Annotated in this window: 12 protein-coding genes; 2 read left to right on the top strand and 10 right to left on the bottom strand. The window is 40.2% G+C overall.

Annotated features, from left to right (window positions below; genetic code table 11):
* From H0184_RS22710 to argC, 4 genes are read right to left on the bottom strand one after another with little or no spacing between them, the layout of a single operon-like run.
* Positions 1–1,200: an acetylornithine transaminase gene (locus H0184_RS22710; protein ID WP_221828720.1), complete on the bottom strand. Its 1,200-nt coding sequence runs from the start codon at positions 1,198–1,200 to the stop codon at positions 1–3.
* Positions 1,200–1,991 carry an acetylglutamate kinase gene (argB, locus tag H0184_RS22705; RefSeq protein WP_221828718.1) on the bottom strand — a complete coding sequence of 264 codons (792 nt, stop codon included), beginning with the start codon at positions 1,989–1,991 and terminating at the stop codon, positions 1,200–1,202. The genes H0184_RS22710 and argB overlap by 1 nt, the downstream gene beginning before the upstream one ends.
* Positions 1,992–2,005: 14 nt before the next feature.
* Positions 2,006–3,232, bottom strand: a complete 1,227-nt coding sequence (argJ, locus tag H0184_RS22700; RefSeq protein WP_221828810.1) for a bifunctional ornithine acetyltransferase/N-acetylglutamate synthase — start codon at positions 3,230–3,232, stop codon at positions 2,006–2,008.
* 43 nt (positions 3,233–3,275) lie between these two features.
* Positions 3,276–4,313 (bottom strand): N-acetyl-gamma-glutamyl-phosphate reductase, encoded by a 1,038-nt coding sequence (argC, locus tag H0184_RS22695; protein ID WP_221828716.1) that lies wholly within the window; start codon positions 4,311–4,313, stop codon positions 3,276–3,278.
* Between the two features lie 309 nt (positions 4,314–4,622).
* Between argC and H0184_RS22690 the strand changes: the two genes are divergently transcribed.
* Together H0184_RS22690 and H0184_RS22685 are read left to right on the top strand one after the other, a co-directional pair.
* The gene (locus H0184_RS22690) at positions 4,623–4,928 is read left to right on the top strand and encodes a hypothetical protein (RefSeq protein WP_221828714.1); all 306 of its coding nucleotides are present in this window, start codon (positions 4,623–4,625) and stop codon (positions 4,926–4,928) included.
* A gap of 17 nt (positions 4,929–4,945) precedes the next feature.
* The gene (locus tag H0184_RS22685) at positions 4,946–5,683 is read left to right on the top strand and encodes an Mrp/NBP35 family ATP-binding protein (protein WP_221828712.1); all 738 of its coding nucleotides are present in this window, start codon (positions 4,946–4,948) and stop codon (positions 5,681–5,683) included.
* A gap of 36 nt (positions 5,684–5,719) precedes the next feature.
* On the opposite strand, the gene H0184_RS22680 is transcribed toward H0184_RS22685, so the two are convergent.
* From H0184_RS22680 to H0184_RS22655, 6 genes are read right to left on the bottom strand one after another with little or no spacing between them, the layout of a single operon-like run.
* Positions 5,720–6,049, bottom strand: a complete 330-nt coding sequence (locus tag H0184_RS22680; protein WP_260631749.1) for a group I truncated hemoglobin — start codon at positions 6,047–6,049, stop codon at positions 5,720–5,722.
* A gap of 21 nt (positions 6,050–6,070) precedes the next feature.
* Positions 6,071–6,265 carry a hypothetical protein gene (locus tag H0184_RS22675; RefSeq protein ID WP_221828708.1) on the bottom strand — a complete coding sequence of 65 codons (195 nt, stop codon included), beginning with the start codon at positions 6,263–6,265 and terminating at the stop codon, positions 6,071–6,073.
* Between the two features lie 11 nt (positions 6,266–6,276).
* A complete protein-coding gene (locus H0184_RS22670) occupies positions 6,277–6,780 on the bottom strand; it encodes a QcrA and Rieske domain-containing protein (protein WP_221828706.1) in 504 nt (167 codons plus the stop codon).
* The gene (locus H0184_RS22665) at positions 6,777–7,346 is read right to left on the bottom strand and encodes a 4Fe-4S dicluster domain-containing protein (RefSeq protein WP_221828704.1); all 570 of its coding nucleotides are present in this window, start codon (positions 7,344–7,346) and stop codon (positions 6,777–6,779) included. The genes H0184_RS22670 and H0184_RS22665 overlap by 4 nt, the downstream gene beginning before the upstream one ends.
* Positions 7,339–9,501: a formate dehydrogenase subunit alpha gene (gene fdhF / locus H0184_RS22660; RefSeq protein ID WP_221828702.1), complete on the bottom strand. Its 2,163-nt coding sequence runs from the start codon at positions 9,499–9,501 to the stop codon at positions 7,339–7,341. The genes H0184_RS22665 and fdhF overlap by 8 nt, the downstream gene beginning before the upstream one ends.
* On the bottom strand, positions 9,502–10,605 hold the full coding sequence (locus H0184_RS22655) for an MFS transporter (protein ID WP_221828700.1): 1,104 nt from the start codon (positions 10,603–10,605) through the stop codon (positions 9,502–9,504).
* Between the last annotated feature and the right edge of the window lie 136 nt (positions 10,606–10,741).

Below are 10,741 nucleotides of genomic sequence, written 5' to 3'. Positions count from 1 at the left end.
TCACTCGCCTTTCTCTATACTTTGGAATGTTGTTTCCAATGCTTTTGTAAATTCGTTCACTTCTTCTTTCGTTACTGTTAATGGCGGAAGCAGTCTCACTACATTTGGTCCCGCTGTTAAAATCAATAGTTGATTTTCAATTGCCTTTTGAACGATTTGAGGAGCCTTATTACCAACAACGATCCCTTTTAGAAGGCCTTTTCCTCTAATTTCTTCTATAAAACTGTACTTTTCTTTGAATTTAGCTAACAGTTCATCAAAATACAGTGAAATTTCATTTACGTGCTTCAATAAATTACTTTCAATAATATGGGATATCGTTGCTACTCCGGCAGCAGTTGCTAATGGATTCCCGCCAAACGTACTGCCATGTGTACCAGGCTCGAATGCTTTTGCTGCCTTTTCTTTCGCAATAATCGCTCCAATTGGAAACCCAGATCCAAGACCTTTTGCTACACTAATAACATCCGGTTTTATACCGTATTGTTCATAAGCAAACAGTCTGCCGGTCCGCCCGATTCCTGTTTGAATTTCATCAACCATTAATAGGATGTCATTTTCAGTACAAATTTCCGCAATTTTCTTCACCCATTCAGGATTTGCCGGAATGACTCCTCCTTCACCCTGGACGAGCTCGAGTAAAATGGCTGCTGGCTGAAGTGTTTTTAACTGTTCAAGTGCCTCTATATCATTAAACGGAAGATAACTAAAGCCTTTGACTAATGGAGCAAAGCCCTGTTGAATCTTTTCCTGCCCTGTAGCAGATAATGTTGCTAATGTTCTGCCGTGGAAGGATTGCTGAAAAGTAATCACTCCGAAGGAATCTGTTCCTTTAACCTTCTGGGCGTATCTTCTTGCCATCTTAATAGCTGCCTCATTGGCTTCCGCGCCGCTGTTGCAAAAGAAAACCTGGTCACCGCAGCTATTGGCTGTAAGCAGTGCAGCAAGCTCCTGCTGGTTTGGAATATGATATAGGTTTGAACAGTGCCAAAGATTTTGCAGCTGCTCTTCAAGCTTTGCTTTTACGACATCTGGTACATGCCCTAGGTTACAGGTAGCAATCCCTGAAGTGAAATCTAAATATTTTTTACCTTGGTCATCCCATACATAGCTTCCTTTCCCCTTAACCAACGTAACAGGAAAGCGGCTATAAGTAGCCATTACTGGCGAAATTGGGGAGACGGAAGTTTTAATGGTCATTATGCAATCTCCTCTTCTAAAACAATTTTGGTACCTATATTTTTGCCGTTCACGTAATCTACCAAGCTATTTTTTTCAAATCCATCAATAATACCAACCATGGGTATTTTATGAACCAACCCATCGATGGCTGCTTTGACCTTTGGAATCATCCCGCCATAGATGGTTTTATTTTCAATTAGTTCTTCTACTTTTGCTTTGGTTGCCATATCAAGTTTGGACTTTTCTCCATTTTCTTCAACTAGAATTCCAGGAATATCACTGATAAAACAAAGATTTGCTCCTAACGCCTTGGCGACTGCACTGGCGGCAACATCTCCGTTTATATTGTATCGCTGCCCCTTTGAGTCAATCCCGATTGGTGAAACGACAGGTATATGACCCTGTTCTACGATGCTCTCAATGACTTGGGTATTCACTTCAACGACCTCGCCTACAAATCCAAGCTCTTTACTTGTAGGTTTTGCTTTTAGTAAACTTCCATCAACACCACTGACACCAAGCGAACTGCCGCCTGCCTCAATGATGTTTCGTACTACTTGTTTATTCACCGTTCCGCTTAACACCATTTCTACGATATCTAACACCTCGTGATTAGTTACTCTCAGGCCATTCACAAAGGTTGTTTCTACATTTAAGCTATTCAATAACTTATTAATAAGCGGACCGCCGCCATGGACGATAATCGGTGTCCATTCTCCTTTTTGATGAAGGGCTATGACATCTTCATAGAACGACTTTGGCAGATTTTCTAACACACTTCCGCCACACTTAATGACTATATAATTCATCTTTGTCCCTCCACTTATGTGCGGTAGGATGCGTTGATTTTCACATAATCATAGGTTAAATCGCAGCCCCATGCCGTTGCACTCTCATTACCTTGGTTTAGTTCAACAATAATTTTTACAGTTTCCAGTTCTAAGTACTCTTTTACCTCTTCTTCTACAATCGGGCTTGGTAAGCCATTTTCAAATACTTTGTACGGGCCAATGGCTACTTTCAATGCATTAGGCTCAACCGGTATTCCTGAATAGCCAATCGCTGTAACAATTCTTCCCCAGTTTGGATCTGTCCCGTAGATAGCAGTTTTTACAAGATTAGAAGAGATAATTGATTTTCCAACCGCTCTTGCAGCCTCATGACTATATGCTCCGTTCACCTGAACTTCAACAAGCTTAGTAGCACCTTCACCGTCTCTGGCAATCTTTTTCGCAAGCTCTTCACTCACTAGCTTTAAGCCTGCTTTAAATATATCCCAGTCTGGATGGTCTTTCGTCAGCTGGTCATTGCCTGCTAACCCGTTTGCCATGACCAAAACCATATCATTTGTACTGGTATCTCCATCGACTGTAATCATATTAAAGGTTTGATTTGTTATATCTTTTAGGGCACCATGCAAATCTTCATGGGCAATATTAGCATCTGTTGTGATAAAGCCAAGCATGGTTGCCATATTCGGATGAATCATTCCTGATCCCTTAGCTGCCCCGCCTATTGAAATCGTTTTTCCATCAACTTTTATTTGAACTGCCACCTGTTTGATACAAGTATCCGTTGTTAAGATTGCTTGTTTAAAGTTTTGTTCATTTTTATAAGCAGCACTGAGTACTTGTTTAATTCCAGCTGTTACCTTTTCCATTGGCAGCAATTCTCCAATGACTCCAGTGGATGTTACTGCAACTAGGTGCTCATCTATGCCTAGCTCATTTGCAAATCCCTTTTGCATTTCATATGCGTCTAACAATCCCTGTTCCCCTGTGCAAGCATTGGCATTTCCAGAATTGACAATGACAGCCTGAATTCTATTCTCTTTCGCTATACTCTCCTGAGTAACCAAAAGGGGTGCTGCTTGAAAAATGTTTGTTGTATACACGCCAGCAACCGCTGCTGGAACTTCTGATACGATATAACCAAGATCAAGGCGTTTCCTTTTTATCCCGCAATGCATGCCCCCTGCCGTAAACCCCTTCGGCAATGTGACACTTCCTTCTTCTAATACAACAATCTCTTTATTTGATATAGCTGGCATCAATTTAATTTCCCCCTTATTCTTGGTAACTCGTAAAATCTCATTATGGATACATTGGTATGCTATCAAGCCCCGTCCTGACATCCCAATCGTTCATAATGTTTGCATTCTGTATTGCTTGCCCTGCAGCACCTTTTACTAAATTATCAATGACTGAAATGATTGTCAGCCGATTGGTTCGCGGGTCAACATGCAATCCTATATCGCAATAGTTGCTGCCGCTTACTTCTTTTGTTGAAGGATATGCCCCTGCTGGACGAACCCTTACAAAAGGATGATTTTCATAAAATTTATTGTATAAATCATTAACTGTATTCGTTGATAGTTTCTCCGTTAAGTTTACATATGCGGTAATCATAATTCCCCGCGTCATCGGTACTAGATGTGTTGTAAATGTGATGGTGACAGAATCACCAGTCTCATCACTCAGTACCTGTTCGATTTCTGGTATATGTTGATGCGCCCCAAGCTTATAGGCTTTTAGGTTTTCATTGATTTCTGCATAATGCGATGTCAATGAAAGACCCCTGCCGGCACCGGAAACGCCTGATTTTGCATCAATTATAATAGTTTTAGAGTCCGCAAGATTTGCTTTCAAAATTGGCAGCAGACCTAGACTTGCAGCAGTTGGATAGCAGCCTGGATTCGCAATGAACGCGGCGCTTTTAATTTCTTTTTCATATATCTCACTCAAACCATAAACTGCCTTAGTTAAATATTCCTCTTCTGGTGCTGAATGCTTATACCAGGTTTCATATTCATTTTGCGACCTCAGCCGGAAATCTCCTGAAAGGTCGATCACTTTAATACCCTTATCTACAAGCTCCGGTGCCATTTTACTGCTGACACCTGATGGAGTTGCTAGAAAAACAATATCATTCTCTTTTACTAATCTTTCCACATCAAAGCTTACAAGTGGTTGATTAATAATTTTAGTTAGGTGCGGATAGGATTCGCTAAAGTTATTACCAGCTTGAGAGTTGGAAACAACCGAACCAACCTCTAAATATGGATGCTTGTTAATAAGCCGAATTAACTCAATTGCTCCATATCCTGTTCCACCAATTATCGCAGCTCTCATTTTTTCCAACTCCTAAGTATCTTACATAATGAATCATTATACATACTTAGTAATAATTATTCAACCAAAAAAATACCCAATTTTCAGTTTTTATTGAATTTTTTTAACGTAATTTTTGAAAACGCTTTCATTGTTATTTGTATGAACATGCAATTATTATGCATATTTTATGCATGTCATAACTTCCTTGAAAAAGATGTTTTTTATGAGGGCTTATGGTAAATACTGTTAGAGAAGGATAAGGAGGTATGCAAACTGTTAACTACAACATTAACCTTTCATAGCGAAGTTGACCTTGCCAAATATGACTTGCCTTTTCTGAAAAAAAGGACTGACTGCCATTATGAAATCTATCTAGACAACACAGACAAGGCACTAGGCGATGTCCTTATCGACAATAAACGAGTTAACCTTGAGTATTCAAGTGAATTATTGTTAGAGGAATATATCATTATCCATGACTTAATTTCTCGATTACGCGAAGGTAATGATGTGATAGTAGATGATTCTAAGAGTTTTTTAGGTTATCTATCAAATGGCGAGCCTGCATACATGATTAATAATTGGGAGCCATGGATTGAGTATCTTCATAGTTCCATGAAAAATTGTCTATAAACAAAAGAGGTGTTAATATGCTATCTGGAAAAGTAATTTCCGTTATTTCAGGTAAAGGCGGGGTTGGTAAATCAACTGTTTCAGCCAACCTTGCTGTTTCATTGGCCAGACAGGGAAAAGCGGTCGGATTAATTGATTTTGATATATATGGAAGCAGTATTCCAAACATGATGAACATTAGTTTTGGTCCAAAGTCAATGAATAACAAAATCATTCCGGTAGAATCTCACGGGGTAAAAATCATGTCCATGGGCTTTATTGTTAAAAATAATGATCCTGTTGTATGGCGTGGTCCTATGCTCGGAAAGGTGATTAATCAATTTATCAATGAAGTAATATGGGGCCCCCTGGATTACTGCATCATTGATATGCCGCCTGGGACGGGTGACGTTGCGATGGATGTCAATCGGCTGATTCCAAGCTCTAATCAGATTGTGGTCACAACTCCACATCCAACAGCCTCACATGTCGCAGAAAGAGCAGGTAAAATGGCTGCAAATAATAATCATACAATCTTAGGTATTGTCGAAAATATGGCATATTTTCAACCTCCCGAGCTCGAACAAAAGTATTATCTGTTCGGTAAAGGCGGGTCGGAGCAGCTAGCATCAAAACTAGGGACAAACCTCATTGCCCAGCTGCCAATTTTAGCTCCAAAAGAAGATGATTATGAGCCTTCTATCTATAAAAGAGGGTCCTTGCTCTTTGATAAATACAACGAATTAGCAGACAAGGTTCAGGATTCAATCGCATAAGTAAATGGTGGTGCCCCAATACGGGACACCACCATTTTACTTTCCTATTATATTTCCTTTGTATCCTTGCAGGATCCCATGAATTTTTTGTTTGTCATCTGCACTAAACCCATGCTCATCTAGTGTAGCGATGAAATTTCCGACCATTGCTTCAAAATGCTCATCGTTGATTGGAATATCTTTATGGGCATCTGCTATCTGTTCATTACTATATTTCCCTTCACCTAATCCGTGCTCTAAAAATGTTTGCGGGTGATGTTGTATTCTTTCTTGGTCATGATCTTTAAAAAATTTGCTCATCAAATCATCCGCATGAATTTTATGAAAGAAATCCTTTATGACTGAAGTTATTTTTTCATCATTCATTTGCAATTCTTCCGACCTCCTTTAATGATCCATTACCTTGTCCACTCTTCTAAAGAATAAATACGTGATCAGCGTTAAAACAAACATAAAGCCTAAGGCCAGTACATAATATAGAAGATTTTCGTAATGACCTGCTAAATATTCCTCTACCATATACTGAATAAGGATAATTTGCACAGTCAGCAGACTCATAAAAATCCACCATGCCATTTTCATTAAACACCCTCCTAGTGCTGAGCCTGTGTGATTCCAACAGCGTAGATTTTCTTACCTTTAAATTTTAATTTAATGGACGGAAGCCCCCTTGGCGGCGGTCCTGCAAGAACTGAACCATCTTCCACATTAAAGAATCCATTATGACATGGGCAGGTTAGCTTCCCCGTATCCTTTTCCCAATAAACAGGGCACATTAAATGCGTGCATTTACTGTTGTATGCCCGATATTCCTTTTCTGAAATTCTGACCAATATAGCAGAATCATTTTCTTCAGGATAATAAAAAGAGACACTCTGCCCCACAGCTATATCTTTTTCCCTAACGATAAACTTCTCTGATTTATGTGCCTCTTCTTCACGATTTTTTGATAACGCCATTAAAGGAGTTGAACTTACAAATAATACGCCCATTAGCGATAAGGAAGAGGCGATAAAACCTCTTCTATTTAATTCTAATTCTTTATCCCTTCTGATATTAAAAGACAACTTCCGAAGAAATCCTTCTATTTTCTTCATGATTGAGCACCATCGCCTTCTCTGTATCCATATCTGTTTGTTTCTGTATCAGGCATTCCAATGACTGTCCTAGTTTCAATCACTGTTCCGCCGAAATCCCACTTAAACTGAACTTCCTTTGGTGGTTCTGCTTTAATTTCATGTTCATCCACAAAACGAATCGTATCTGTTGGACAAACACTTGCGCACATTGGCGGTCTTCCTTTTGAGGTTCTGTCATAACACATATCACATTTGTACATTACTTTTTTCACATCATCGACTCTTGGAATACCAAATGGGCAAGCGTAGGTACAGTTTTTACAGCCAATGCACTTTTCCATTGACGCTGATAATACTGTTCCATCGTCTGCGATTGAAATGGCCTGGACTGGGCATGACTCTGCACATGCCGGTGTTACACAGTGCATACATGGTGTTGGTGAGGCTGCTACTGTTTCACCTGGATTTAACTCATCCACAAACATCCTTGATAGATGATCATGTCCGCTGCATTCCTCACAGCCAATGACACAAGCCCGGCAGGCAATACATCTTTCGTAATCAATATATAAAACCTTAGCCATGCTTTTCACCTGCCTGTGCGGCAATCTTTTCTAACTTAACCGCGCAAACCTTAAACTCTGGTATTTTTGATTTTGGTTCCAGCGCTGGGTTCGTCAAATGATTAATTGCTAAAGATTTACCCCAATGATAAGGAACAAAGACCATGTCCTCTCTGGTAATCTTAGTTATTCTGGCAGCAAGCTCGATACTGCCCCTAGGGCTTGATACTTTCACGAATTCTCCATGTTCAATATTATATTTTTTTGCTAAATTCGGATGAATTTCTACATATGGATCTGGACAGAAATTACGCAGAGCCTCAATCCTCCTTGTTTGATTTCCACTTAAATAGTGAAACACAACTCGTCCAGTCGATAAGATAATCGGGTAGTCTTTACTCGTTTTCTCATTTGGCCCTTTATGTTCAAAGGCTAAGATTCTTGCTTTTCCATCAGGGAAATTAAATTTTAAATCCTCAAACAATCTTGGCAGCCCTTCCGATTCCTCTGTTGGGCATGGCCAAAATACGCCCTGCATTTTATCAAGTTTTTCATACGTGATTCCGTAATAATCTGCGGTCCCGCCTTTACTTGCAACCCGTAATTCATTAAAGATTTCCTCGGGAGAATTAAACTGGAAGTATTGACCCTTCCCCAGTCTTTCTGCAATTTCACAAATGACTTTCCAGTCTCGTTTGGTTTCGCCAGGTGTACGGTCAATACCTTTTACTCGAAGCACTCTGCCTTCAACATTCGTCATGGTTCCATTGTCTTCAATCCAAACGGTTGATGGGAGAACAACATCTGCCTGCTCTGCTGATTCCGATAAAAAGAAATCCATGCATACAAAGAAGTCTAAACTTTTAAGATACTCACCCACATCACCAACTGTTGGTGAAGAGACAATTGGATTACTGCAGATTAATAACAATCCTTTAATTTCCTTTCCGAGCGCCTGAAGCATTTCAAAGGCTGATAATCCTGGACCTGGAATTTCTGATTCATCAACACCCCAAACACCTGCGATATATTCACGTGCTTTCGGATCAGTAATTTTTCTGAACCCAGGCAGCTGATCTGTTTTTTGACCATGCTCTCTTCCGCCCTGCCCATTGCCCTGACCAGTAAAGGTAGCAACCCCTGACCCTTTACGACCCATTTTTCCTGTTACTAAGCATAGATTTACATAGTTTGAAACCGAGTCCGTACCGGTCGCATGCTGTTCAACTCCGCGGGCAAACATCGCAAAACCATTCTTTGCCTGGCCAAATAGCCTGGCGGCGGTTATGATTTTGTCCACAGCCACACCGGTAATCTCAGAAACATGTGCCGGTGTGTACTTCTTTACAAGCTCCTTTAATTCTTCAAATCCAGTTGTATGCTTTTGAATAAAGTCATGATCGACTAAATCTTCTTCAATCATCACATGTAATAAGCCATTCGCTAGCGCCACATCTGTCCCTGGACGAATATCTAGATGTACATCTGCTACAAGGGCTGTCTTTGTTTGTCTAGGATCAACTACGATTAATTTAGCACCCCGATCTCTAGCCCCCCATATATAGGGCATCGATAAAGGATGACACTCAGCCGTATTAGAGCCAGCTATCAACAATACATCCGCAAATTTGATGTCAGACCAAGGATTGGTTGAGCCTCTATCAATCCCGATACTTTGGTTGAAGCCGACAGAAGCTGATGACATACAATAACGTCCATTGTAATCTATATTCTTAGTTCCAAGACCCACCCGCGCGAATTTACCCATTAAGTAGCATTTCTCGTTTGTCATGGATGAGCCGCTATAAATTCCAAAGGCATCTTTACCGTACTTGCCTTGAATTTCTTGAATTTTTGATACAATCAAATCCATTGCTTCATCCCAAGTTGCTGGTTCAAGCTTTCCATTTTTTCGAATAAGCGGCTGCTTAAGCCGTTCCACATGCTCTGCCTGCCGGTAAGCACTAACTCCCTTCGGACAAAGCCTTCCGCCGTTCATTGGAAAATCATATCTAGGCTCCACACCAAGGACTGATTTATCTTCTTTGTTGACTCGGATGTTCATCCCGCATTGCATGCCGCAGAAACAGCAATGAGTAGAAATCAATTCCTCGCCATCCCGCAGGATCGCATCATAATCTCTTTGTGCGTAATCTTTATTTTGTGCATGACCCATCTACTGGTCTCCTCCCTTCTTTAATTGAAGTCCGTTTTTCTGATTGCTCTCTAAAACAAGATTTGCCTTGCGGAAATGAACTTTTGCCCCATATGCTCCTAATCTGTGACTTACTCTTCGGCACTGTGAACACAAGTCTGAAAAATGAAGTGTTGTGTGATCAATCGGAACCGATAGATGTCTCTTTTCTAGTGCCAATTGAACATCCTTGATTTGTACAGCTGTCGCATATTCTATACCGCAGCGCGCACATTCCTTCTGTTCTCCCATTGCATGATACATAGGAACCATTACTGCTAGAAATCGAAGCGGCAGATGCCAGAACTTACTGAAAGGAAAATATAAAAGAAAAACGATGACTGTTACTTGATGGGCAAGCGCAATACCTAAGTAGAAAGCACCCTCCATCCACAACGCCGAAACGGTTAATAAGGAGCCAGTTATTGAGATTGCTATTAGTAGAAAGAGTGGAAAGAAATCATATTCTTTTGACTGCTCAACAATCTTTTTTTCGTCTGTTACTCTTCTATACAGAGCCATCCCGCAGCCAATAATAACAGCTATTCCTGTCCAATTTAAACCGTGGTAAATGGCTATTGCGAGAGGTGAGTCGACACCCATCCGAAATAACGGTATTCCAAAAACCACTGCTGCATAAGTTTTAGGTTCAACTAACTCAAAATGAAGCCAGTTAAGTACAAGGGAAAAGGTAATGGCAAATGAGAAAATAACTCCCCAAGAAATGAACATGTGCTGCGCCCAGCGATATACGGACCGATTTCTAATAAACCTCTGCTCTCCGATATTGGTATACAAAGTTTTAAAGACAAACGCCAAGCCTTTAACACTAAACATCATTTTAATCCCTTGTTTCCATAGCCTTCTAGTGGGAGGACGCAAGGTCCATGAGGTGATTCTGATGGTTAGCAGTACAAAGCATAGAATCGTTGCCCATAAATACCCGTATAAGGCCATATCAAAATATCCAAATTGTTCAGATCCAATATAGACAGAAAAGAATACAATCACTAAAACGATGAAAACATTTCGTGCTGATTTCTTTGAAAATAGCAGTGAATCTTCTTCATATGGATAAAAGTTCATACGCCAAACTCCTTTACTCTTTGTCTCGTTTAGTATGCCAACGGACTATAAAAAAATTCCCATAATTTTGCTATATATAGGTAAGTTTCAACCTATCACTTTATTTATCAGAATCCTCTCTAGTGGGAAACTATGG

Source organism: Neobacillus niacini (assembly GCF_019749295.1).
GTDB classification, from domain to species: domain Bacteria; phylum Bacillota; class Bacilli; order Bacillales; family Cytobacillaceae; genus Neobacillus; species Neobacillus niacini_D.
This window is presented reverse-complemented; position numbering and strand designations above follow the sequence as displayed.

Excerpts from the sequence above, each read along its gene's own strand:
- H0184_RS22710 (WP_221828720.1), bottom strand. The coding sequence starts at position 1,200 with ATGACCATTAAAACTTCCGTCTCCCCAATTTCGCCAGTAATGGCTACT.
- H0184_RS22655 (WP_221828700.1), bottom strand. The coding sequence starts at position 10,605 with ATGAACTTTTATCCATATGAAGAAGATTCACTGCTATTTTCAAAGAAA.
- H0184_RS22685 (WP_221828712.1), top strand. The coding sequence starts at position 4,946 with ATGCTATCTGGAAAAGTAATTTCCGTTATTTCAGGTAAAGGCGGGGTT.
- H0184_RS22680 (WP_260631749.1), bottom strand. The coding sequence starts at position 6,049 with ATGAATGATGAAAAAATAACTTCAGTCATAAAGGATTTCTTTCATAAA.
- H0184_RS22670 (WP_221828706.1), bottom strand. The coding sequence starts at position 6,780 with ATGAAGAAAATAGAAGGATTTCTTCGGAAGTTGTCTTTTAATATCAGA.
- argB (WP_221828718.1), bottom strand. The coding sequence starts at position 1,991 with ATGAATTATATAGTCATTAAGTGTGGCGGAAGTGTGTTAGAAAATCTG.
- H0184_RS22675 (WP_221828708.1), bottom strand. The coding sequence starts at position 6,265 with ATGAAAATGGCATGGTGGATTTTTATGAGTCTGCTGACTGTGCAAATT.
- argJ (WP_221828810.1), bottom strand. The coding sequence starts at position 3,232 with ATGCCAGCTATATCAAATAAAGAGATTGTTGTATTAGAAGAAGGAAGT.
- fdhF (WP_221828702.1), bottom strand. The coding sequence starts at position 9,501 with ATGGGTCATGCACAAAATAAAGATTACGCACAAAGAGATTATGATGCG.
- H0184_RS22665 (WP_221828704.1), bottom strand. The coding sequence starts at position 7,346 with ATGGCTAAGGTTTTATATATTGATTACGAAAGATGTATTGCCTGCCGG.
- argC (WP_221828716.1), bottom strand. The coding sequence starts at position 4,313 with ATGAGAGCTGCGATAATTGGTGGAACAGGATATGGAGCAATTGAGTTA.